At 53.4% G+C, this 22876-nt stretch carries 17 protein-coding genes and 1 riboswitch; of the genes, 10 read left to right on the top strand and 7 right to left on the bottom strand.

Going from position 1 to position 22876, the window contains the following annotated elements; genetic code table 11:
• Nucleotides 1–38: 38 nt before the first annotated feature.
• The 3 genes from IEW06_RS02895 to IEW06_RS02885 are packed head-to-tail and all read left to right on the top strand — an operon-like array spanning nt 39 to nt 3985.
• On the top strand, nt 39–1871 hold the full coding sequence (locus IEW06_RS02895; RefSeq protein WP_188547395.1) for a tetratricopeptide repeat protein: 1833 nt from the start codon (nt 39–41) through the stop codon (nt 1869–1871).
• Complete coding sequence (gene lolB1 / locus IEW06_RS02890; protein WP_187733992.1) at nt 1864–2628, top strand: lipoprotein insertase outer membrane protein LolB1; 765 nt, start codon at nt 1864–1866, stop codon at nt 2626–2628. The genes IEW06_RS02895 and lolB1 overlap by 8 nt, the downstream gene beginning before the upstream one ends.
• Nucleotides 2612–3985 carry a murein hydrolase activator EnvC family protein gene (locus IEW06_RS02885; protein WP_187733993.1) on the top strand — a complete coding sequence of 458 codons (1374 nt, stop codon included), beginning with the start codon at nt 2612–2614 and terminating at the stop codon, nt 3983–3985. Before lolB1 ends, IEW06_RS02885 begins: the two co-directional genes overlap by 17 nt.
• A gap of 14 nt (nt 3986–3999) precedes the next feature.
• Here IEW06_RS02885 and IEW06_RS02880 read toward each other — a convergent pair whose 3' ends face one another.
• The 3 genes from IEW06_RS02880 to IEW06_RS02870 form a co-directional block, all read right to left on the bottom strand.
• On the bottom strand, nt 4000–5097 hold the full coding sequence (locus IEW06_RS02880) for a homoserine O-acetyltransferase family protein (protein WP_188547393.1): 1098 nt from the start codon (nt 5095–5097) through the stop codon (nt 4000–4002).
• A gap of 270 nt (nt 5098–5367) precedes the next feature.
• The gene (locus IEW06_RS02875; protein ID WP_187733994.1) at nt 5368–6753 is read right to left on the bottom strand and encodes an O-acetylhomoserine aminocarboxypropyltransferase/cysteine synthase family protein; all 1386 of its coding nucleotides are present in this window, start codon (nt 6751–6753) and stop codon (nt 5368–5370) included.
• A 379-nt stretch (nt 6754–7132) separates the two neighbouring features.
• Nucleotides 7133–7247, bottom strand: a riboswitch (SAM riboswitch).
• A 184-nt stretch (nt 7248–7431) separates the two neighbouring features.
• Nucleotides 7432–7731: a LysM peptidoglycan-binding domain-containing protein gene (locus tag IEW06_RS02870; RefSeq protein ID WP_187309789.1), complete on the bottom strand. Its 300-nt coding sequence runs from the start codon at nt 7729–7731 to the stop codon at nt 7432–7434.
• A 221-nt stretch (nt 7732–7952) separates the two neighbouring features.
• On the opposite strand from IEW06_RS02870, the gene IEW06_RS20665 reads away from it, so the two are divergent.
• Complete coding sequence (locus tag IEW06_RS20665; protein ID WP_187309790.1) at nt 7953–8366, top strand: hypothetical protein; 414 nt, start codon at nt 7953–7955, stop codon at nt 8364–8366.
• Nucleotides 8367–8425: 59 nt separating this feature from the next.
• Here the strand turns inward: IEW06_RS20665 and IEW06_RS02860 are convergent, their stop codons facing one another.
• Nucleotides 8426–9595 carry a lysylphosphatidylglycerol synthase transmembrane domain-containing protein gene (locus IEW06_RS02860; RefSeq protein WP_223284850.1) on the bottom strand — a complete coding sequence of 390 codons (1170 nt, stop codon included), beginning with the start codon at nt 9593–9595 and terminating at the stop codon, nt 8426–8428.
• A 178-nt stretch (nt 9596–9773) separates the two neighbouring features.
• On the opposite strand from IEW06_RS02860, the gene dxs reads away from it, so the two are divergent.
• The 3 genes from dxs to IEW06_RS02845 all read left to right on the top strand — a co-directional run bounded on the left by dxs (nt 9774) and on the right by IEW06_RS02845 (nt 14410).
• The gene (dxs, locus tag IEW06_RS02855) at nt 9774–11714 is read left to right on the top strand and encodes a 1-deoxy-D-xylulose-5-phosphate synthase (RefSeq protein ID WP_187733996.1); all 1941 of its coding nucleotides are present in this window, start codon (nt 9774–9776) and stop codon (nt 11712–11714) included.
• 459 nt (nt 11715–12173) lie between these two features.
• Nucleotides 12174–13478: a T9SS type A sorting domain-containing protein gene (locus tag IEW06_RS02850; RefSeq protein WP_188547391.1), complete on the top strand. Its 1305-nt coding sequence runs from the start codon at nt 12174–12176 to the stop codon at nt 13476–13478.
• Between the two features lie 164 nt (nt 13479–13642).
• A complete protein-coding gene (locus IEW06_RS02845) occupies nt 13643–14410 on the top strand; it encodes an alpha/beta fold hydrolase (RefSeq protein WP_188547389.1) in 768 nt (255 codons plus the stop codon).
• Between the two features lie 231 nt (nt 14411–14641).
• Here IEW06_RS02845 and IEW06_RS02840 read toward each other — a convergent pair whose 3' ends face one another.
• Nucleotides 14642–15640 carry an aspartate-semialdehyde dehydrogenase gene (locus tag IEW06_RS02840; protein WP_187734000.1) on the bottom strand — a complete coding sequence of 333 codons (999 nt, stop codon included), beginning with the start codon at nt 15638–15640 and terminating at the stop codon, nt 14642–14644.
• Between the two features lie 199 nt (nt 15641–15839).
• Between IEW06_RS02840 and IEW06_RS02835 the strand changes: the two genes are divergently transcribed.
• The 3 genes from IEW06_RS02835 (at nt 15840) to IEW06_RS02825 (ending at nt 19478) form a co-directional block, all read left to right on the top strand.
• Entirely contained in the window at nt 15840–18434 is a 2595-nt protein-coding gene (locus IEW06_RS02835) for a lamin tail domain-containing protein (RefSeq protein ID WP_188547387.1), read from the top strand.
• A 126-nt stretch (nt 18435–18560) separates the two neighbouring features.
• Complete coding sequence (locus tag IEW06_RS02830; protein ID WP_187734004.1) at nt 18561–18944, top strand: SPW repeat domain-containing protein; 384 nt, start codon at nt 18561–18563, stop codon at nt 18942–18944.
• Between the two features lie 156 nt (nt 18945–19100).
• Nucleotides 19101–19478 (top strand): SPW repeat domain-containing protein, encoded by a 378-nt coding sequence (locus IEW06_RS02825; protein WP_188547385.1) that lies wholly within the window; start codon nt 19101–19103, stop codon nt 19476–19478.
• Between the two features lie 94 nt (nt 19479–19572).
• Here IEW06_RS02825 and IEW06_RS02820 read toward each other — a convergent pair whose 3' ends face one another.
• Both IEW06_RS02820 and IEW06_RS02815 read right to left on the bottom strand, forming a co-directional pair.
• A complete protein-coding gene (locus tag IEW06_RS02820; protein WP_187734006.1) occupies nt 19573–20418 on the bottom strand; it encodes a transporter in 846 nt (281 codons plus the stop codon).
• A 107-nt stretch (nt 20419–20525) separates the two neighbouring features.
• Nucleotides 20526–22832: a TonB-dependent receptor gene (locus IEW06_RS02815; RefSeq protein WP_188547384.1), complete on the bottom strand. Its 2307-nt coding sequence runs from the start codon at nt 22830–22832 to the stop codon at nt 20526–20528.
• Nucleotides 22833–22876: the final 44 nt, after the last annotated feature.

The following is a 22876-nucleotide window of genomic DNA, read 5'->3' as shown; positions in this document are numbered from 1 at the left end:
TTCTGAACAGCGGATTATTGGTCCGCGCTCTTGCGTCCATGAGTCGTATTTCTGCCCTTGTTTTTTTGCTGATCAGCCTGCTGTTTGCCGTTCCGGCGTGGGCGCAGCAATCTGCGCCCGCCAAAAAGGATGCGCCTAGTAAAAAGTCTGAGAAACCGGAAAAGCCGCGTAAGCTTAGCCGACGGGAGAAGAAGGAACTTAGCCGGCGCGCGGAAGTAGAGGCTGCCCAGCTTCGGGTAGGAGCAAACTTATCGGACCGCGACCGGGACATGAGCGAGTCTTACTTCGTGGATGGGGTGAAGTATGTGCTGCTGGAAGACTACAATAAAGCGTTGGAGCGCCTGCTGAAAGCCTACGCACTGAACCCTACCAACGCAGCCATCAACTACAAGATAGCCGAGACGAACTTGCTGAGCGGCAATCTGAAAGATGCCACTAACTTTGCGCAGGCCGCCGTCAGATATGCCCCCCAGAATGCTTATTACTACTTGCTGCTGGCGCAGGTATATACTTCGCAGAAGCAGTTTGATAAGGCTACGCAGGTGTATACCAGCCTGATCAAGGAAGTACCAGATTCTGATTACTATCTGTTCAATCTGGCCGACTTATACATGGCTCAGGGCAAGCTGAATGAGGCGCTGGCTACATTCGAGCAAGCAGAGAAGAAATTTGGCCCCCTTGATGAGGTCTCTTTCAAGAAGCAGCAGATATATCTCAAGCAGAATAACTTAGAAAAAGCCCTCCAGGAGGGCGAGGTCCTCATAAAGACCAACCCGGAAGAGGTGCGCTATGTGCTGGCGCAGGCAGAGATGTATGCTTCCAATAATCGTTTCACTGATGCTATTCGGCTAAGTGAGCAGGCGCTGAAGCAAGACCCAGATAATCCGCAGGCCCGCATGATTCTGGCGGATGTCTATCGCATACAAGGCAACTCAGTGGAGTCGGCCAAGCAGATCAAGCTGGCCTTTGCCAGCCCGGCGCTCGACATAGATGATAAGGTGCGCATCCTGGTTGATTACATCAAGCAACTGCCTAATCCAGCTATCGAGCAAACGGCCCTTGATCTGGCAACTATTACTACCAAAGTTCACCCAAAGGAAGCCAAAGCGTTTTCAGTAGCTGGCGATTTACAAACTATCACGGGCCATAAGGCTGCTGGGCGGGAGGCTTATTTGCAGGCCATTCAGCTCGACGATTCCAAGTTTCTGCTTTGGCAGCAAGTCGTGCTGATTGACGCGGAGCTAAACCAAACGGATTCTCTCTTGCGTCACACCGAGCGGGCTTTGGAGCTTTTCCCCAACCAGGCTGCCATGTGGTTCTACAACGGGGTAGCTTATATTCTAGACAAGCAGCCAGTAAAAGGCGTGAAGTCACTTGAATATGGGCGGAAGCTGGCCACTGACAATCCGGAGCTACTATCGCAGTTTGACACGCAGCTGGGCGATGCTTACCACGAGTTGAAAGAGTATGCCAAGTCGGATGCTGCCTACGAGGCTGCGTTGAGCTTTGATGCCAACAATGCGCAGGCGCTGAACAATTACAGCTACTATCTATCGTTGAGAGGCGATAAGCTGGAAAAGGCGAAGGAAATGTCGGGTAAGCTAGTTAAGCAGTTTCCTGACAATGATACCTACCTGGATACGTACGCTTGGGTTTTATACAAGCTTAAGGATTACCAAGGGGCCAAGCAAGCGCTGGAAAAGGCCCTCAAGACGACTACTGATGCCACTGTAATAGAGCATTACGGGGATGTGTTATTTCAACTGGGCGAAAAAGACAAGGCCGTGACTCAGTGGCAACGCGCCCAAAAGGCCGGCGGCGCATCGGCGTTCATCGTCCGCAAGATCAAAGACCAAAAATTGTATGAGTAACCGCTTTTTGCTGCTTTTTGTAGTCCTCATTATCCTGGGAAGCTGCGCCCGCAAGGCCATTCCCGCCAAAACTGTTATTCCACCAACTGCCAATGCAGTTAAGGCCAACAACGTAGAGTTTCGGTACCTCTCGGCCAAGGGCAAAGCTCAGATTGAGCAAAACGGCAATAAGCTCCCCAATGCGAATCTGACGCTTCGCATGCGCCGCGATAGCGTGATCTGGTTATCGGTATCGGTGGCTGGATTTGAGGGCGTGCGCGCTTCCATTACCCAAGATTCGGTTCGGGTACTGAATAAGCTGCAGCACGAATATTATGTAGGTGATTTTGCCTACTTAAGTCGTCAGCTTAACGTGCCTGTTTCCTTTGCTCAGGTTCAAGCTTTGCTGCTTGGCAACTACCTGCCCGCCACCAACGGAACGGAGCCCACAATAACGACGGAGGGAGCTACGCAGCGCATACAGTACAACCAAGCCAGTTTATTTATTGAGCAGCTTATTGAAATGAGCCTGGGTAAGCTACAAAAGCTCAGCGTGCGTGATGATGCCAGTAAAAATAATCTGCTGGTAGATTACTCTGACTTTCGCACGTTGATGCCTACTAATCAGAGTTTTGCTCATAATACGGTGGTTCAGGTGCAGCAGGCCAATGGTAAGACCAACTCATCGGCCGCTATTAACTATCGCAATGTGGACGTAGACACCGAGCGTTTGGATTTCCCGTTCTCGGTACCTTCGGGCTATGTACGCAAAAAGTAAGCACTGGCTTTGCTGGCTGCTATTGGGATTGATGTTGGTGCAGGCTGCGCCATCGGTGGCTCAGCAGCGCAGTAAAAAAACAACCACGCGCAAAGCCCCTGTCCGGAAAAGCACCACTAAATCGAAAGCACAGCTGGAACGCGAGCGGTTAGCTAACCTGCGCCGGATTCGGGAAGCCAGCCGCATTTTGAGTCAGACACAAAAGCAGAAAGAGGCTTCGCTTGGTCAGCTGAATGCGCTCAAAGAAAAGCTGGACGTGCAGAAGGGCGTAATCCGCAACATCTCCTCGGAGCTGAAGTACATTGAGTCGGATGTACGGCAGACAGAAACCCAGGTGCAGCAAACGCAGCAGAGTCTGGAGCAGCTCAAGAGCGAATATGCCCGGCTGATCTACGCGTCCTCCAAAACGGCCAATAGCTACAACCGCCTCATGTTTTTGTTTGCGGCCGAGTCGTTCAACCAACTCATGCTGCGCATGCGCTATGTTCGGCAGTACTCGGAGGTACGCAAAACGCAGGCGGCTCAAATTACGAGCGTACAGCAGCGCCTCAACCGCCAGCTTACGGGCCTGACGGAGAAGAAGCAGGAAAAAAGCAGTTTGCTTACTACGCAGCTGGCCGAGAACCGCAACCTCAGCACATTGAAGGTGCAGCAGGACCAGGTAGTTACGAAGCTGAGCCGCCAGGAGGAAAACCTGCGCCAAGAGCTGGCCAATCGTCAGGAAGCCGTCAGGAAGCTGGATAATTTGATTGCTCAGCGAGTGCGTGAAGAGATAGCCCGAGCTGCCCGGGTGGCCGCAGCCAAAGCAGCCGCAAAAGCGGCCGCCGAACGTGCCGCAGCTGGTAGCAGTAGCCCTGGCAGTACCGCCCGCACCAGTCCGGCAGCCGAAGCGGCCGCTACCCGCGTCGACCGCATTACGCTCACACCCGAAATAGCCAGTATTTCCTCATCATTTGCCGAGAACAGGGGGCGCATGCTGTGGCCTGTAGCCCGCGGATTTATTTCTCAGCACTTCGGCCGTCATGCGCATCCAGTGCTAAAAAACGTGATTGTTGAGAACCGCGGCGTCGATATCCAAACAAGCGCCGGAGAAGCTGTGCGAGCTGTTTCAGCCGGTAAAGTGCTTACCGTTACCAGTATTGCGGGCATGAATAACATCGTGATGGTGCAGCACGGAGAGTACTTCACCGTGTATGCCAAGCTGCGCAGCGTAAGCGTAAGTGAGGGCGACCAAGTGCAGGCCAAGCAGTCAATCGGGACTGTGTACACCAATTCGGAGGGTACGTCGGAGCTACAGTTTCAGGTGTGGCGCAACAGCTCCAACCTGAACCCCGAAAGCTGGCTGGGACAGAAGTAAAGCTCAAAGACAGTTTAGGTGCGAGCTGAGCTGCCAGATGCCAGCATATTTGCCCCCAGCGGCTGTGAAACGCTTAAGGCGCATTTCTGCGCGAGCTTCTGCACGTAGAAGCTTTCGAGGAACTGAGTGATTTGGGCGGTTTCGATCAGAAAGCCATCGTGGCCGTAGCCGGAATCCATTTCGGCGTAGATAGCGCCGGGGATGTGGCGAGCCAAAAGCTGCTGCTCACTGGGTGGAAATAATACATCAGACGTGATGCTTAGCACCAACGTGCGAGCCCTGATCTGGCCCAGCGCAGCAGGTACGCCCCCTCGGCCTCGGCCCACATTATGCGAGTCCATCGCTCTGGACAGCGCCACATAGGTGTACGCATTGAAGCGCGCCACTAGCTTATCGCCCTGATATTGCTGATAAGAGCTGGCCCGAAAATCCGTGATTTTGTTTTCCTCGGGTTCATGCTGGGTATTGCCATATGCCTCGTAGCTGCGGTAGCTGAGCAGGGCTATGGCGCGGGCTGCTTTTAAGCCAAATTGCCCCCCAGTCGGCGTGGCCGACTGGTAAGTAGGGTCGGCGAAAATGGCCAGGCGCTGCGCTTCGTTAAAAGCAATGCCCCAGGGCGAATGCTGCGCGTTGGTAGCCAGCACAACAAGGTGCTCGAACACAGTGGGTCGCTGAATCGCCCACTCCAATGCCTGCTGCCCACCTAATGAGCCGCCAATCAGCGTGTGAATATGGCCTATACCCAAATGCTGGCGCAACGCTTCGTGCGCCGCGACCATATCGCGCACGGTAAGCAGCGGAAAATTATGGTAGAGCCGTTCCTGCGAATCGGTGGGGGTGAGCGGGCCGGAAGATCCGTAGCAGGAGCCCAATATGTTGGCGCATACGATGAAATGATTTGCCGGATCGAAGTAGCAGTTATTACCAAACAGACCGGGCCACCAGCTGAGCACATCAGCGTTGGCCGTAAGCGCATGGCATACCCATACCACATTGTCGCGGGCGGCATTCAGCGTTCCATAGGTCTGGTAAGCTATCTGCACCTGAGGCAAGGTGGCGCCACTTTCGAGCTGAAGCGGCGCGGGAAGAATAAACATCTGATAATCAGTCATGCGACGCTAGCGGATTCCCGAGCCAAGAGGGGATTGTTGAAGCTGCCAATACAGCAGTCAGACTCATGACGAATGGTAAAGCAGATTTTCAATAGCTCCCAAACCGAGTGAGGTTAACCCGATCAGGGGGTTGGTTCGGGAGCTATTGAAGGATGGGCAAGGCGGTATCTTTCTTCCGTTTCTACCTTGTCACCCCGCCAAACCGTAGGACTGGAAAACGGAGCGCCGGTTGCTGCAACGGCCGCGCTCCGTACTTTCTGCTTGCCGCAGTTATACTTCCAGCACTACGGGGTGTTCGAGAGCTGGCTCTGGGAGCGCGTCGCTTTCGCTTTGCTGACGCTGGGGGGCTTTTTCCGCTACCGCGTCGAAGGCGTTCTGCAGGTCAGCTTTGATGTCTTCGATGTGCTCCAAGCCCAGAGAAATGCGCAGCAGCGTGGGCGTCACGCCAGCCGCTATTTGCTCCTGATCGGAGAGCTGCTGGTGGGTAGTGGCAGCGGGCTGAATGATCAGCGTTTTCGCATCGCCCACGTTAGCCAGATGACTCACCAGCTTTAAGTTGTCGATGAAGTGCGTGGCTGTTTCTTTGCTGCCTTTTATGCTGAAAGTCAGTACGCCACCTGCGCCGCGCTTCAGGTATTTCTGGGCTAAGGTGTGGTAGCGGCTGCTTTTCAAGCCCGGGTAATTTACGGCTTCCACCTGCGGATGCTGTTCCAGCCATTCGGCCAGCTTTTGCGCATTTTCTACCGTCCGGTCTACGCGCAACGACAGGGTTTCGAGGCCTTGCAACAGCAGGAATGAGTTGAAGGGGCTAATAGCAGGACCAAAATCGCGCAGGCCTTCTACCCGTGCCCTAATGATAAAGGCAATGTTGCCAAACGGTCCGCCTTTGCCGAAGACATCGTTGAAGACGAGGCCGTGGTAGCCTTCTGATGGCTCCGTAAACTGCGGAAACTTGCCGTTGCCGAAGTCGTATTTGCCCCCGTCCACAATCACGCCGCCAATGCTGGTGCCGTGGCCGCCAATCCATTTTGTGGCCGACTCTACCACGATGTGCGCGCCGTGCTCCAGGGGGCGAAACAAGTAACCGCCCGCGCCGAACGTGTTATCAACGATGAGGGGTAGGTCGTGCTTGTCAGCAATGGCAGCAATGCGCTCAAAATCGGGGATGCTGAAGCTGGGATTGCCAATGGTTTCGAGGTAAAGCGCCTTGGTGTTGTCGTCGATCAGTGCCTCAAAGCTTTCGGGGGTGTCGCCATCGGCAAAGCGGGCTTCGATACCTAAGCGCTTGAAAGCCACCTTGAATTGGTTGTAGGTACCACCGTAGAGGTGCTGGGTGCTCACGAAGTTATCGCCGCCCTGTAGGATGTTGTTCAGCGCCAGAAACTGGGCTGCCTGCCCCGAACTGGTAGCCAACGCGGCCACGCCACCTTCCAAGGCTGCCACCCGTTGCTCAAACACATCGGTGGTGGGGTTCATGAGGCGCGTATAAATGTTGCCGAACTCCTTAAGGGCAAATAGATTAGCCCCGTGTTCAGCGTTTTTAAACACGTAAGAAGTGGTCTGGTAGAGAGGAACGGCGCGCGAGCCAGTAGTGGGATCGGGCTGCTGGCCAGCGTGTAGTTGGAGCGTTTCGAAGTGCAGGTTTTGCGTGGACATAGTAAGTCTGATTGAGTTTTATTTGAACTAGGAAGAGATGAGAAGATGCAGATAGTTAGGCGCATCAGGGCCGCAGGAGGCGGCAAGCTGAGCGGGCTCCGTAGCCAAAAGAGCTAGACAGAGACGGGCGAAAACCTACCGTCGGAGCGAGCATAAAGCCCAGCGTGCGACACGGTTTTGAAACGACTAAAGAGGAAAGGGTCTAAACCGGAAGCCAGCTTAGCAACAGCATGCGCAACAACAGCACATTCGCGTAGCCTCATAACTGCCAACGGCAGGGGGCAAAACGCAGAAACCCGCAAGCCAACCAAGGCGCAAGGAAGCAGCCGGGACAAACGGGTGAAGTAAGAAGGAAAAAGCAGTGTTTTTCATGGCACTCAGCTTATATCTCCCGCTGGCAAAATGGCCGAACGGGCAGGAATTGGCACCTTTCAAAACAATGAAGGTTGCCAGCGGGTCAGGGAGCCTGTTCTCTCGCCGCTTCTGTATAAAATCTGAAAAACTGTCTCGTCGATAACGAGGAGTACCGGGTTGGTAAGTGCAAATGTACAGTTCGAAATGAGAACGCCAAATGCAATAAAAAGTTTTTACGGAGGCTAACTCAATGAGTAACAAGCAAAAAAGCCCCCCAACATTTTGCTGGGGGGCTTTTTGACTACAATTTAGCCTCGGGTGTACTTAAGCTTGGGGCAAGGTCAAAACCTGGCCTACTTCGATATGATCGGGGTTCGAACCAATGGTTGACTTGTTGGCGTCATAAATCTGGTGCCACTTAGCGGCGTCACCGTAGTGCTTCTTCGCGATTTTAGAAAGTGAATCGCCGCTAACTACTGTGTATTGCGTGCCTTGAGCGGCCGTAGGGGCAGCGGGCTGGTTGGCGTTGCCAAAGAAGTCAGTATTAGCCTTCTGGTTAGGGTTGGCAGCCGGCTGAACCGGTTTTTCGTCGCCTTTATTGGTTAAGAAATCGAACAGTCCCATAGTCGTGGTTGATTAAGGAGAAAAAGGCGCATGTGCTTGATAGCTATGCTGTCACGCCGTATTACGCCCCCACTGAAAATAAGTTGCGGGTCTCAAAAAGGCTTATCCGTTGTTAACTCTTTCCGGCGAGGCGCGTAAGAAGCGCAACATTGCTTTGCTGGAATATAGGACCAGCTGAAGTCGCTCCTTTCCATTTTTCGTTAACCCTAAGGTCACTCCTCATGAAAACTATTGCACTTCCTTTCCGCTATTTGGCCAGCCTCATTATGCTGTTGTCGCTATTCACGGCTGCTTGTAGCCAGAAAGACAAAGTTGGTGAAACCAATATGCTGTATGGCACCGAAAGCAAGGTCTGGAAAACGGATAAAGAAACCACTGCCAGCGGCGACAAAGTGGCCCAAACCGATGCTGATAAAGATACTGAGCTGCGTTTCTACGCCAACGGTAACTTCAACATGACGTCGCCTCAGCAGTCAATGCAGGGCAAGTACACCTTCGATCAGCCCGGCAAGAAAATCACCCTTACCCCCGACGGCGGCACTACATCCATGAGCTTTGATGTGGTAAACCTGACGGACGACAAAATCACGTTGCGCGGCGTAAATGGCGAGCAAATGATGCTGGAGTCTGAGTAATCGGATTTCGCTTACTTATAAAAAAGCCCCCCAGTAGTACACTGGGGGGCTTTTTTGCTTTAGGAGTTCATGACCTTCTTTACCTGATTTCGGCCGAATACCCGGGCTACCCAGCGGGGCAGGAAAATGGCCCCCAGCACCAGATACAGGTAATACGTAACAATACGATACAGCAGAACCACAAAATTTGTCATGGTGGGCGTGCCGATAAACTTGCCAAAAAAGGTGGGGAAAGCGCCCTCCGCAATGCCCGCGCCACCCGGCGTAATGGCCACCAGTAGCACCACTTTATAGATCAGGTTGCGGCTGAAAATCAGACCAAATTCCCCCCAGCTTAGATCCACAAAGGCAGCAATAATGCAACCGATTACCAAGTAGCGAGCCGTCCAGACGAAAGCCGTAGAAAGGGCCGCTTCTACCCAATATCTCGGTCCGTTGCCACGGAGCTGAGCCGAGGCCCACACCATCTCGTTGCCATGCTGATAGGCTTTGGCTCGCCAGCGCCGTAAGCCTTTCAGGGAAAACAGCCGCACCAATAACCGCTTAACCGACTGCGGATTAATAAAAAGCGCATAAAGCATTACGCCCGAGTACAGCGAAACCAACAGGTAGCTCAGCACGAAAGCCACCTTCAGGGTAGTTACAAAACCTCCCTGAAGCGCCTCGTGTGGGTACAGCGCATCGCCCGCCAGCCACACCACCAATGGCACCGTCACGACATAATAAACGTTGTCGAGCAATGCCGTAACCATCACGTAGGCAAGTGATTTGCCGAGAGAAATTCCTTCTTTATTCAGCAGAAACGGCGCTACGGAGGTGCCACCCACAGCGGAAGGCAATACGCAGGAGGCAAATTCCCAGATCATAATCACATCCAGGCTCTGGCGCCAGCTCAGTACTTTCTCCGAGATGTGTCGGATGCGGTAGATGTAGCCCCAATCGCGCGCTACCAGTACTGCTACCATCACCAATAGCCAATGCAGCTTGGCATTTGCTAAGGGCGCCAAATCCCCTGGCCGGTAGCTGCGCCAGAACATAAAGCCTACTACGCTCAGGCCAATAAGAACCGGCAGAACGATGCGAGAAGGCTTTAGCTTATCAAGAAGTTGCTTTTCCTGACTATCCTGGGTGAGCGGCATGGGTAAAAGGCGGGTGGTGGGGTAAAAGTAGGCAATAATGAGAGCGGCCCCTACCAAATACGCGTTAAGTGTTGCCTCGGACGAGGCCAACGCATGAGGTTAGAAGTAGGTGGAAGAAAGGTGAGCGTTTGCGACTTCCATCAACAACCGGCCCTAATGAAAAGTCGTACCTTTGTCTGGTAACTTCGGCAGGAAACTTGGACGGTTCCAACCTTTTACATTGCTAGTAGGTTATGGTGCTATATTTTACTTTTTGCTTTTCTGAAAGATGATTGTTGAACCCGGTGAACTACTGGCGGCCATTGACTCGCCTGATGACCTCAAGAAGCTCAGCGAGGACCAACTTGTCCAGGTAAGCCAAGAGCTGCGCCAGTTCATCATTGATTCAGTTTCGATTTATGGGGGGCATTTTGGTGCTTCTCTTGGCGTAGTAGAGCTAACGGTAGCTCTGCATTATGTCTTTAACACCCCCTACGACCAGCTAGTGTGGGATGTGGGCCACCAAGCCTACGGTCACAAAATCCTGACGGGTCGCCGCAACCAGTTCCCTACGAATCGTCGCTACGGCGGCATGTCGGGCTTTCCCAAGCGCAAGGAAAGCGAGTACGATGCCTTTGGCGTAGGTCACAGCAGCACCAGTATCGGCGCTGCCTTAGGCATGGCAGTAGCTTCCGAGTACAAGAATGAGCAGGACCGTCAGCACATCGCCGTAATCGGCGATGGTGCCATGACGGCCGGTATGGCCTTTGAAGCCCTCAATCATGCCGGCGTTGCCAAGTCTAACCTACTGGTTATTCTTAACGATAACTGCATGAGCATTGACCCCAATGTGGGTGCGCTCAAAGAATATCTTACCGACATCACCACCTCCCGCACGTACAATAAAGTGCGCGATGAGTTGTGGAACGTATTGGGCAAGCTCAGCAAGTTCGGCCCGAATCCCCAGCAGATTGCCCGCAAAGTAGAGCAGGCCATGAAGGCAACGCTGCTCAAGCAAAGTAATCTGTTTGAGGCCCTCAACTTCCGCTATTTCGGCCCCGTGGATGGCCACGATGTGCAGCATCTGACTACCATTCTGCGCGACCTGAAAAGCATTCCAGGTCCCAAAATTCTGCATTGCGTAACGGTAAAAGGAAAAGGCTATGCCTTAGCTGAAAAGGACCAAACGCTATGGCACGCGCCTGGTCTGTTCGACAAAATAACGGGTGAGATCCATAAGAAAACCTACGATAGTCCCCAGCCACCTAAGTATCAGGATGTGTTCGGCCACACTATCGTAGAACTTGCCGAGCAAAACGAAAAAGTGATGGGTGTAACGCCCGCCATGCCCTCCGGCTGCTCCCTGAATATCATGATGAAGGCCATGCCGGATCGTGCCTTCGACGTGGGCATTGCCGAGCAGCACGCTGTTACGTTCTCTGCGGGCTTGGCTACACAGGGCTTGGTACCGTTCTGCAACATCTATTCTTCCTTTATGCAGCGTGCCTACGATCAGGTAGTGCACGATGTGGCATTGCAGAATCTAAACGTGGTTTTCTGCCTCGACCGTGCCGGATTTGCCGGTGCCGACGGTCCCACTCACCACGGCTGCTACGACATAGCCTTTATGCGTTGCGTACCCAACATGGTGGTTTCGGCACCCATGAATGAACAGGAACTGCGTAACCTAATGTATACCGCCCAGCAGCCCGACATGGGTCCTTTTAGTATCCGCTATCCACGAGGTGAGGGCGTGATGCCTAAGTGGCGTACTCCTTTCCAAAAAATCACTGTTGGTACGGGCCGCGTAGTGCGCGAAGGGCAGGGTGTCGCTATCTTGAGTTTCGGCCATATCGGCAACTACGCAGTGAAGGCTACCGCTGCTTTGGCTGCTGAAGGTATTCCTGCCGGCCACTACGATATGCGCTTCGCTAAACCATTAGACGAAGCAATGCTTGCCGATGTACTCAGCCGCTACCAAGCTATTGTGACGGTAGAGGATGGCTGCCTGCAAGGCGGCTTTGGGGCTGCCGTGCTGGAGTTTATGGTTGACCATGGCCACAGCGTTCCTGTTAAGCGCCTGGGTATTCCTGACCGAGTTGTAGAACACGGCTCTCAGGATGAATTATATAAGGAGTGCGGCTTCGACGCCACTGGTATTGCTAACGCGGTGCGGGAATTGACTAGTAGGGTGGTAGCGAAAGCTTCTGTTGAGCGGTTCGCTCTCTAAAAGGAAAATTTACACATCTTCAGCTAGGCTATTCTTGCATATTAACGCTTTTCGTAATGCGGCAGTAGTGTGCTAACCTCTGTCAGTATTCATTACACTATTATTGAGAATTATTATACTTGTCCGGGCTTTCTATAGGCTCGGACTTTTTTTGGTGTTCTTTATTATACTATTATCACCAGTTGAGCTTATTGTATATAAACAGTTAAAAATGAATGCTATAATAGTGCTGCATAGGCCTTGAATCTATGCCCTTTGTAATGTTCTACGGCTGAAATAGTAAACGATGGTTCATGCCCAAACTTTGAATTATAATAAAATAAGGCATAGAATTAGCTTGTATATATAACTATTGAGTATAAATTTGTCAAGGTGAAATATTGCTTGCTGAACTACAAAATGGTTTTCCAACTTCTTACTTTCCTTTATCTGATCTCGCTTACCTAACCCTTTTGCATTTTGAAACATTATCTACTCCTCTGCTTAACCTTTGTGTTAATGGCCTTTGCCAGTAGCAATGCCTCAGCTCAATGTGTGTACACTAGTATCTCTAATGGAAACTTTTTTCTTCCAGGTACAACAACCATTAATCCAGCCGTTATACAGCGATCTTTAACTGGCTGTGGCACTCAAGATACGCCCAGTAATAGCACCATTATTATTGATGATAATGTAATCCTCAATGGTGATTTTACCACCACAGGTGAAATTAGAATAAAAGCTGGGGGCTCATTGATAGAAGACGGCACCAGACGGACCTTAACAATAAATACCCAAGGTAACGTAGCAGGTTTTTTGGCAATAGAAGCTAGTGCAGAGCGTGTTATAAATTCTCCACAGGTAAGTGTATCGGTTCTTATAGGTAATAAGGCTAATATTATAGTAGATGATAATTCTATTTTACGGGTGAATTGCACCTTGCAGTTGATTAATCAGTCATACGTCGGGTTAGGTAATAATTCCTTACTCAATGTACTTGGTGATATAGATGTTCAGAATGGTAATGTTCTGATCACTGGTCCAGACCCCACTCAGGGGGGGTCACCTGCAGGGTTACGCGTTGCCGGTGCTATTCGCACTAATAATGGAGGAGCAGACCTTTTCGCGCCTAATGATCTATTGATTACTTGTATACAGCAAAAAGAGATTCCCTGTACTGTCTCAACTGGACCAAATGTAACCCCAGTCAACTCTAGCAACGACCCATCATGCATTTCGGTGTTGCCTGTGACGCTTACTCGCTTTGTTGGCAACTGGGCTTCTGGTGGTACTGCAGTTAACCTGAAATGGACCACAGTTACTGAGGTTAATAATGCTCATTTCGCAGTGGAGCGTTCGGTTGATGGAATTACGTTCGAGAAGATAGCTCAGGTAGCAGGTGCGGGTAGCTCTACCATGCTGCGGAATTATGCTTACACTGATGTTAGCCCTTTAACTTCTTCTTCCTACTATCGCCTACGGCAGGTAGATTACGATGGCAAAGCCACGTATTCAACCATTATTTCCTTGGGCAAACCCCAGCGAACCACTGATTGGCTTGTTTCTACCTCTTCACCCCGCCATTTTACAATTCAGAGCCAACTGGACGGGGATAGCCGCTTCTCCGTGCTAGACGTAACTGGTAAGCCTGTGTTCTCGCAAGCTGTATCAACGGAAAATGCTGATGTCGTAATTCCTTCTCTCCCAACGGGCGTGTACCTTTTCCGTCTCACGACGAAGCAGGGCCGATTTACAGTTCGGCAGGTAGTTACAGCTGGCAAATAGTTAGGTGATCAAATTCGTAATAAAGCTGCCCTTCATAAGCCTTAAAACGAAACATAAACGCCAGCAAAAAGGCCAGGACCGTATACGGTCCTGGCCTTTTTGCTGGCGTTACCTTGCTCTTCAAATTACCAAGGTTTTAGATTTTAATTAACGAACTAGTAACTATGATTGAAGCATATAAAAAACCAGTTATTATCTTCCTCCACGGCTTTGCTGAAAGCCGCAACATCTGGGCTGAGTTTACCCAAGATTACCCCCCAGAGTACCGGATTCTCACACCCAACTTCCCCGGTTATGGCAACCAAAAGGAGCCACCTGTTGCTGACTACTCTATGGAAGCGCTGGCTGAGTTTGTACAAGAAGAGCTAGATCAGACCGGTATTCAACAAGCCATTTTTATTGGTCACTCTATGGGCGGATACGTGGCGTTGGCCTTTGCCGAGAAGTATCCGGCGCGGGTGGCGGGTTTGTGCCTCTTTCACTCGTCAGCCCAGGCAGATAGCGAGGAGAAGAAGGCCAACCGCGACAAGAACATCAGCTTTGTGGAGCGCCACGGCGTGGCAAAGTTTATGGAGACCTTCATCCGACCGCTGTTTGCCAATGCCAACGAGGAAGCCATGATGCCCTACCGGCGCCAGTTGGAAGAAATAGGTGCCGCCACCTCACAGGCTAGTATAGTTGGGGGTATGCGAGCCATGCGCAACCGGCCCGACCGTACGGAAGTGTTGCGCAAAGCCACGTTTCCAGTGCTATTTATAGTGGGTAAGGAAGATGCGGCGGTGCCGTTAGCTACGTCTTTGGAGCAGGTAGCACTGCCGCCTGTGAGCACAGCCCTGTTTCTGGAGCGCGTGGGTCACGTTGGGTTCTTTGAGCGGCCGCAAGTTACCCGACGGGCAGTGCTAGACTTCGTGGGGGGCATTTTTGGAACGTAATAGGATCATCAGCAAACAAATAAAAAGCCCTGCTAGCAAACTAGCAGGGCTTTTTTCTAGGCAAAGAAATGCCTACTGAACTGGTACCATTTTATCACGCAGGCTAGTGGGTGCTCCCTCTAGCGACATGATGCACAAATTAGCTTTGTCGGTAAGGTTATAGCCCTGTGCACTAGGAACTAGTCCCTTGCATGTCTTTATCAGAAATGCGGCATATAGCATAAAGAGGCGTTAACTCCTTAATAATCCCATTTTCATCATTGCCTCCGCAATCTGCACGGCGTTGGTGGCAGCTCCTTTACGGAGGTTATCCGCCACTACCCACATATTGAGCGTGCGCGGCTGCGACTCATCACGGCGGAGTCGGCCGACCAGTACAGCGTCCTTGCCGTGAGCGTCTTTGGGCATTGGGTACTGGTTTTGGGCTACGTCGTCAACCACTTCCACGCCATCGGTTTCGCGCAAAATACGGTACACGTCGGAAAGCTCAAACTCCTGCGCAAACTCTACGTTTACAGCCTCCGAGTGACCCCCCATTACGGGAATCCGCACGGCCGTGGCGGTTACCTGAATAGTGTCGTCGCCGAGGATTTTCTTGGTTTCGCGTACCATTTTCATTTCCTCCTTCGTGTAGCCATTGTCCTCAAATACGTCGATGTGAGGCAGCACATTCAGGTCGATGGGGTGGGGGTAGGCGGGGTTGGAAGCCGTCTGGCCCGCCCGCTCCTCCATCAATTGATCAACAGCTTTTTTGCCGGTACCGGTTACGCTTTGATAGGTGCTTACTACAATGCGCTTGATCTGGAAAGCCTCGTGCAGCTGGTGCAGGGCCAATACCATCTGAATAGTAGAGCAGTTGGGGTTAGCGATAATCTTATCGGCTGAGGTAAGCTCTTTGGCGTTGATTTCGGGCACGACTAGCTTCTTAGTAGGGTCCATGCGCCAGGCCGAGGAATTGTCGATAACGACGGTGCCAACCTCTGCGAAGCGTGGAGCCTGTTCTTTTGAAACGCCGCCGCCCGCCGAAAAAATAGCCACCGCCGGTCGAGCCGCAATGGCCGCGTCCATGCTTACTACCTTATATTTTTTACCCTGAAACTCGATTTCCTGGCCTACCGATTTTTCGGAAGCCACGGGCAGCAGTTCAGTGACCGGGAAATTGCGCTCGGCCAGCACTTTCAACATTTCGCCCCCGACCAGGCCGGTGGCACCAACTACGGCGATTTTCATAGGAAAATTGGGTTTCTAAACATTGGCCGCACCTACGGCTCCTACACAAAGATAGGGGCGAAGCGACTTTCATTTCGCGGTATCCTTCTTGCATAGGCGCGCGGCGCGCTGGGGGGCAAATTATAGGCAGCTTGTTATACCGCTTCTCCGGTCAGCACACAAACTTATATAGGTAGCGATACCGCCGACGATAGTAAGCATGCGAGCATTCATACTGGGTTTAATTCCTTTAGTTTTTTCCATAGCTGCTAATGCTCAGCTTGTTGAGTCTTTTGCCGACGGTAATCTCAACCAAAACCCAACCTGGGCCGGCGATGAAGGCAGTTTTCAGGTAAGCGGCGAACAGCTGCAAAGCAACGGACCCGCCACCACCGGCACTACGCTGCAACTGGTAACGGCCAGCACCGCGGCCAGCGGCGTTACGTGGGAGTTTTATGCTAATCTGCGCCTGGCTACCTCGGGGGGCAATTTGGCCGATGTCTGGCTCATGGCCGATCAGGCCAGCTTAAAAACGAGCGGCACCAAAGGCTACTTCGTGCGGCTGGGAGGTACGCCAGATGAGATTAGCTTGTTCCGGCAAGATGCCACGGGTAGTCCTGTATATGTTATTAATGGTCAGGATGGTACGCTGAAGTCTGCTAACAATAACGTAGTGCGTGTGCGTGTGACTCGCTCTGCTCAGAATGTCTGGGTGCTGGAACACGACCTGGCTGGGGGGCAAAATTTTGCTTCCGGCGGCACGGCTACCGATGCCACGCACCAGCGCAGCGCCTTTTTCGGGGTGCGCCTGACCTACTCTTCCGCCAACAACCGCAACTTTTACTTCGACGATTTTCGGATTACTGATACGGTACCGCCCGCTCTGCTGAGCGCTACGCCCACCGGCCCCCACCAGCTGGATGCTTTATTCAGTGAAAACCTTGATGCTATCAGCGCTGCCAGCTTCCGCCTCGTAGCCGGGCCGGCAGTACTTACGGCCCAAACCGATGCAGACAATCCGGCCCTGGTACACCTGACGCTGGGGGGCAATTTTCCCTTGGGAAACAATACGCTCGAAGCGCGCAATATCACCGATGCTAACGGAATAGTGGCTGCTGGGCCGCTTACTGCTGCTTTTGTAAATCAGGGTTTTGCCGTGGTGCCGGCTTTCAATCAGGTGCTCATTACCGAAATAATGGCCGATGACACCCCGGTGGTGGGGCTGCCCGCGTCGGAGTACATCGAGATTCATAACCCCACGGCAAGTACGGTGCTTGATTTGGCGGGTCTGCGGCTGCTGAAGCCGGGCAGCGCTACGGCCGCTGTCTTTCTGGCTGGGGCCGTGCTGCTGCCGGGCGAGTATGCTGTGGTCTGTGGCAGCACGCGCGTTAGTCAGTTTGCCGCTTTCGGGAAAGTCTTTGGGCTGACGAATTTCCCCAGCCTTTCAAATGCCGGCGACCAGCTTGTATTGCGCGCCCGCAACGGACAAACCTTGTTTGAAATCACGTATTCGGATACCTGGTACAAGGATTTGCGCAAAAAAGAAGGCGGCTGGTCGCTGGAAATGGTAGATGCTGCCAACCCCTGCGCCGGCAGCAGCAACTGGACCGCCAGCACCAACGACAGTGGCGGGACGCCCGGCCGCGTCAACGCGGTGCGGACTACTAACCCTGACCGTACCGCGCCCACCTTACAGCGGGCCGTGGCCCTGACTCCGACTACGGTGCGCCTGGTTTTCGGGGAGAAGCTGGATAGCTTGGCCAACACCAACGTTGGGCTGTATGCCTTAACACCCGCTGTGCCTATCACGCGGATAGTACCGCAGGGCCCCGATTTCCGTGCTGTCGATTTGCTGCTGGCTACCAATTTGCCCCCCAACCAGCCGCTGACCGTGGCCGTGCACCGCGCCACCGATTGCGCGGGGAATGGCGCGGGGCCGATTACCTCCACAGCCTTTGCCTTGCCCATAGCGGCCACAGCTGGCGACGTTGTAATCAATGAAATCCTGTTCAATCCACGCACGGGAGGCGTCGATTTTGTGGAGCTGCTGAATCGTTCGGCCAATTATCTGGATGTGCAGGGCTGGCAGTTGGGCGTGGAGCAAGCCGCGGGCCTGAGCGCCAGCCCTATCAGCGCAGAACCGTATGGCTTGGCGCCGGGCCAGCTGCTGGTGCTCACTACCCGCCCCGACGTGGTGCAAAGTGAATATCCAACCCATGACCCGGCGGCGTTCCTGACCATGGCCAGCTTTCCCAGCCTCCCCGACGATGCCGCTACGGTAGTAGTACTGGACGCAAAGGGCCAGACAATTGACCGCTTCAGCTACGACGAAAAGCTGCATCTGCCCTTACTCAGCGACCGCAACGGCGTGTCGCTGGAGCGAATTCGGGCGGCGGAACCTAGCGTGGGGGGCAATTTTCACTCCGCGGCCAGCGCCGTTGGGTACGGTACCCCTGGCCGGCCCAACTCGCAGTACCAGGCCGACCCTACCGGGGCGAAGCTCTTCCAGATTGAACCCGAGATATTTACCCCCGACGAAGACGGCCAGCAAGATTTTACGACGCTCACTTACCGCTTCGACTACCCAGGCTACGCGGCCTCTATTACCGTTTATGATGCGCAAGGGCGGCTGACTCGTCGCCTGCTGCGCAACGAAACCTTACCTAATAGTGGGTTTTTGCGGTGGGATGGCCTCACCGATCAAGGCCGTAAAGCTGCTATCGGGCCCTATGTGCTGCTGATTGAGCTGTATCGGGTGGCTGGGGGCGAGACGCATACTTATAAGCGTAACGTGGTGCTGGGGGGGCGATTTTAGTAGCTTTTCCCGAGGTGTCTATTCTACACATGAGGTTAGGTGAGAGCGTGGCAGTTGAGCAATACCCTTTGATTATCAAGTCCGTAAGAGTTAAGAGATTCCTGTCCATCTTAACTCCTACCAGCTATGAAAGTAATCTCGCCTCGTGTACATGGTATCCTCGACTATGGCACGATACTCCTTTTTGCCTTGGCGCCTACCATATTCGGCTTTGAAGGTATGTACGCCACTGTCTGCTATATCTTGGCTGCTGGCTACTTAGTTGTCACGCTGCTCACCGATTTCCCAATGGGCATAGCGCACGTAATTCCATTCCCCGTGCACGGCGGCTTGGAGCTGGTAAGCGGCTTGGTGTTGCTGGCTTCGCCCTTCATCTTCGGTTTCAACGACGACAACGAAACTGCCCGTAACTTCTTCATGATAATGGGGGGCGTGTTTCTGGGCGCATGGCTCCTGACCGATTGGCGCGCTCAAACTCGCAGCCATAAAACGGTTATGTCGAATCATTAGCAACTTTTACCAAGCAGAAAAGCCCCCCAGCTACTCCGCTGGGGGGCTTTTTGCTTCAGAATGAGACGTGATTCCTACAAGATCGATAGTATCCTTCCACCATGCTTATCGTACTGATCTCAGTCATTCCTTCTTTATTAACTAACCTGGTTATCTATGAAAATCCTATCACCAATAGCGCATGGCGTCATTGATATAGCCTTCATCACCGTCCTGGCAATGGCACCCATCATGTTTGATTTGGAGCCCGCTGTAGACACCGCGTGCTATTTGATGGCGGGGGGCTATTTGCTGCTCACCCTTATGACCGACTTCCGATTTGGCCTTCTCCGCTTGGTGCCATTCCCTGTGCATGGCTGGCTCGATTTGCTGACGGGAATTGCCCTGTTGGCTGCACCGTTTTTGTTCAATTTCGAAGCTGGCAGCGCTGAGCGCAACCTTTCCCTGGCGTTAGGTGTGGTATCTGTAGTTACCTGGTTTATAACTGATTGGAAGGCCAACACTCGTTCCCTAATGACAGATAAGAATACCTGATCCGCCACTCCTGAACGATACGGAACTAAAAAGGGGCTGAAGTACTACCAAATGCTTCAGCCCCTGTTTACTGCAGTGACTTAACTTCCGCAGTCTATATCCTGACGGTGACACCCACAAAAAACTCGCGCTCCGCACCGGGCGTGAGGGGTAGTATGGCTCCCACATCGAACTGAGTATTTTCGCCCACTTTCAGCTCCGGACCAATGTTGAAGGTGGCCTGCCAGTCATTCTCGCGGGCATTCCAGCGGCCTATTACTTCGCCAAACAGGCCCAATGCCTCCGAAAATGCATGCTCGGCAGTGATTCCGGGTACAAACTGAAAGTAGTGGCGCTCGGCTTCCCGATCATAGGCCCGGTCGCCTTCCAGCTGAGCCGTTACCTCCCAGGTTTTGGTCAGATGATAGTTAAGCGGCAGCACCAGCCCCATCTCGGTGCTGCCCGCGCCCTGACTTCCGCCCATTGGCAAGCGCACAAAACCCGTGACCGACATTGCCGCGCGGGTTTCATCGTCATCGCCGAAGAGGTTGCGTTTGAGGCGTAGCGTCACGTCGCCAAAGCCGCTGCGACGCTGCTGGGGCTCGTTTTCAGCCCATTCTTTTTCTATCGTATACGACTCCAGCGCAACCTGAAAATCTATTTGATCGGATATGCCGACCTTGAGCACGAGGGGCGCCACCTGCCAGGTACGGCTCCGGTTGCCGGCGCTGCGGCTGGTGAGAAGACGTAAAAAGTCGCCTTCTACCTGAAAATGGCCCGGGTCGATGGTGAAAGGACTTTCCGTGATACCTGGCCGGTCGGGGTGCAGCTCCCGCATAGAATCGCGGGGTACCGGCCGAAACAGCGAGTACCCATCCATCTTGGTGCCTTTTTCAGGCTTTTGGGCATATGCCGTAGTTAGGGGCAGCAAGGCCAACAATAGCCAGTAGAGCTTATTCATTTGATTTGAAAGCAAAACCCCAACCCGGAGCGGGCCACATTACGCAGAACCAGTCTGGAAGATGGATTTATTTCTATGTTACTGGTAAAACTGTCTCGCAAGCTCACTCATTTTTGCCCCCCGAACACGGTGTACCGCAACCCCAGAAAGCCCCGAATACCTTGGTTGGAGGCGTACACGTAGCTTGGGTCAAACGTCAGGGCATTCGGGTTTTCGGCAGTCGCTGCGGGTTGTCCGGCCGCGTCAAACTGCACTTGCTTGTCGAAAGGGTCGAAGGCGCGGGCAATGGCTGCGGAAGTGGGGCGGAAGTTGAGCAGGTTTTTTACGCCCCCGTATACTTCCAGCTTATCGCCCAGCCGCTTGGTTACCTGAATGTTCTGAATACTAAACGCGGGCGACGAAGCCGGCCGTGGGTCCAGCGCCCCCAGTAAAGGCAAGCGCATGGGCCCGTACACGTTGCCCGTATAATCTACGCTCAGGCCGGCTGCAGCAAAGCGGTAGCTCAGCGCGAACGTACCCGATATGCGCTCCGTGAGTAGTTGGCGCTGCTTCCGCGTCTGGCCGCTGGCGTCAGCGCTGACCTGGTATACATCCAGCGCCGTAACCCCCAGAATGGCAGTTAGCGGAAAGCCAAACGTGAGGTCGGCATTCAGCGTGAGGCCCCGCGACACGGCGTGCCCGCGCAGGTTGTCATAAATCAGCAGCGTAGGGTCAGAGGTGTAGTCGGGTGTAATCTTATTCGTGAAATAAGTGTAGAAAGCGCTGGCATCGAAGCTCAGCAGGCTTTGCCCAATCGGCAGCAGCCGCTGGTAGTTCAGGTTAGCGTTGTAGCTGCGCTCGGGCCGAAGGGAGTTGCGAATAACAACGGTGCGGGCCCCGGTAAGTGCCGCGTGATCTTCCGTAAACACGTTCACCACCCGGTAGCCATTGCCCATGCTCAGCCGGAACGTCTGGCGGTCGTTGGGCGAAAACTTATAGTTGAGGCGCGGGGTAAAAATGCTGCCGTGGTACGAGTTATGATCGTAGCGCAAACCCAGTAGCAGCGTGTGCCTGGAGTTGAAGCGCAGCTCATCCTGCATGAATATACCCGGCAGCCAGATGCGCTGGGGGGCATTTTTGGATGCCAGCGTGTCGCCGGTGGCCGTGGCGGGCGTGTTGTCGTCGAAGTACGTGAAGCGTAGCGCTGAGCCCAGCAGCAGATGATGGTGGCCAGCCGTGTGAGCCGCCGTAAGCTGTCCGAAGGCAATGTTCTGCTGCGCCTTATACACCGTGGTGCCATACACGGAGTTCTGATTATGGGTATTCAACGAAGTACTCAGCATTACCTGCGGCCCCCGGATAGGCAACTGATACGCGCTGATTACCTCGGCCCGACTCGTATAAATAGACTCGGCATAGAGGCTGTCGCCGCCCCGAAACTCCGGCGACCACTGCATCTGTCCGCCCCAGCGGTCTTCGTATAAGTAGCGCGCTGCCAGCGAAGCCACCCGGTTTTCGGGCCGGGCCAGCGTTAGCTTGTCAAACACCGAAATGCGCTTGGCCAGGGCAATATCGGTAAAGCCGTCGCCATTGGCATCGCGGGGCGAGTCGTAAACGAATCCGTTGGCCCCGAGCAAAGAAGTAACCTTGCCCACCCGCGTCTTCAGCGCCAGATCGACGTTGTGCTCGCCCCAACCCGTGCTAAAGGCATCGGCCGACACCTGGGGGGCTTTTTCCGGATCGCGGGTAATAATGTTGATAACGCCGCCCACCGCTTCGGAACCGTAGAGCGTAGACGCCGGACCTTTCACTACCTCAATGCGCTCCACGAGGCTATTCGGAATACCCGTCAGGCCATATACCGTGCTCAGGCCGCTCACGATGGGCATGCCATCCAGGAGCACCATGGTATAAGGGCCTTCCAGGCCATTGATGTGGATATCGCCGGTGTTGCAGATGTTGCAGTTGAGCTGAGGCCGCACCCCGTTTACCGTCTGCAAGGCTTCAAATACGGAAGGAGTGGGGTTCTTCTTAAAATAAGTGGGGTTGTACACCTCCACCGGCACCGCCGACTCCAGCCGCGATACGGGATGCAATGTGCCCGATACGACCACCTCGCCCAGCTCTTGCCCGGTACTGGCTTGCAGCGTTACGTTTAGGTTACTCGTTTGTCCACTTGTTACGCTCACGGCCCGCTCAGTAGCAGTGTACCCGATAGCACTGATAGCTAAGCGGTGGTTGCCGGGGGGCAAATTGTCGAGAATAAATATGCCGTCTTCCATGGCCGTGGCGCCCAACGTGGTGCCTTTCACCCCGACGCTCGCAAAAGGCACCGGCTTGCCTTCCGCTTGTATCCGGCCGCGCACCTTGCCCGACTGTGCCATTGCTGCGAGAGTAAGCAGGCAACTGAAAATCAGCAGGAAAAAGTGTTTCATAGCTAAAGCGAAAAAGAAGTTTAGATCGGGTAATAATTTTTATT

The organism is Hymenobacter qilianensis (genome assembly GCF_014638675.1).
Lineage (GTDB): Bacteria > Bacteroidota > Bacteroidia > Cytophagales > Hymenobacteraceae > Hymenobacter > Hymenobacter qilianensis.
Note: the sequence above shows the minus strand (reverse complement) of the source record. Positions and strands in the feature narration are given on the sequence as shown.

Coding starts and splice junctions, on each gene's coding strand:
- IEW06_RS02840 (WP_187734000.1), bottom strand. CDS start 15,640: ATGAAAATCGCCGTAGTTGGTGCCACCGGCCTGGTCGGGGGCGAAATG.
- IEW06_RS02875 (WP_187733994.1), bottom strand. CDS start 6,753: ATGTCCACGCAAAACCTGCACTTCGAAACGCTCCAACTACACGCTGGC.
- IEW06_RS02845 (WP_188547389.1), top strand. CDS start 13,643: ATGATTGAAGCATATAAAAAACCAGTTATTATCTTCCTCCACGGCTTT.
- IEW06_RS02870 (WP_187309789.1), bottom strand. CDS start 7,731: ATGGGACTGTTCGATTTCTTAACCAATAAAGGCGACGAAAAACCGGTT.
- IEW06_RS20665 (WP_187309790.1), top strand. CDS start 7,953: ATGAAAACTATTGCACTTCCTTTCCGCTATTTGGCCAGCCTCATTATG.
- IEW06_RS02820 (WP_187734006.1), bottom strand. CDS start 20,418: ATGAATAAGCTCTACTGGCTATTGTTGGCCTTGCTGCCCCTAACTACG.
- IEW06_RS02825 (WP_188547385.1), top strand. CDS start 19,101: ATGAAAATCCTATCACCAATAGCGCATGGCGTCATTGATATAGCCTTC.
- IEW06_RS02815 (WP_188547384.1), bottom strand. CDS start 22,832: ATGAAACACTTTTTCCTGCTGATTTTCAGTTGCCTGCTTACTCTCGCA.
- lolB1 (WP_187733992.1), top strand. CDS start 1,864: ATGAGTAACCGCTTTTTGCTGCTTTTTGTAGTCCTCATTATCCTGGGA.
- IEW06_RS02895 (WP_188547395.1), top strand. CDS start 39: ATGAGTCGTATTTCTGCCCTTGTTTTTTTGCTGATCAGCCTGCTGTTT.
- IEW06_RS02880 (WP_188547393.1), bottom strand. CDS start 5,097: ATGACTGATTATCAGATGTTTATTCTTCCCGCGCCGCTTCAGCTCGAA.
- IEW06_RS02830 (WP_187734004.1), top strand. CDS start 18,561: ATGAAAGTAATCTCGCCTCGTGTACATGGTATCCTCGACTATGGCACG.
- dxs (WP_187733996.1), top strand. CDS start 9,774: ATGATTGTTGAACCCGGTGAACTACTGGCGGCCATTGACTCGCCTGAT.
- IEW06_RS02885 (WP_187733993.1), top strand. CDS start 2,612: ATGTACGCAAAAAGTAAGCACTGGCTTTGCTGGCTGCTATTGGGATTG.
- IEW06_RS02835 (WP_188547387.1), top strand. CDS start 15,840: ATGCGAGCATTCATACTGGGTTTAATTCCTTTAGTTTTTTCCATAGCT.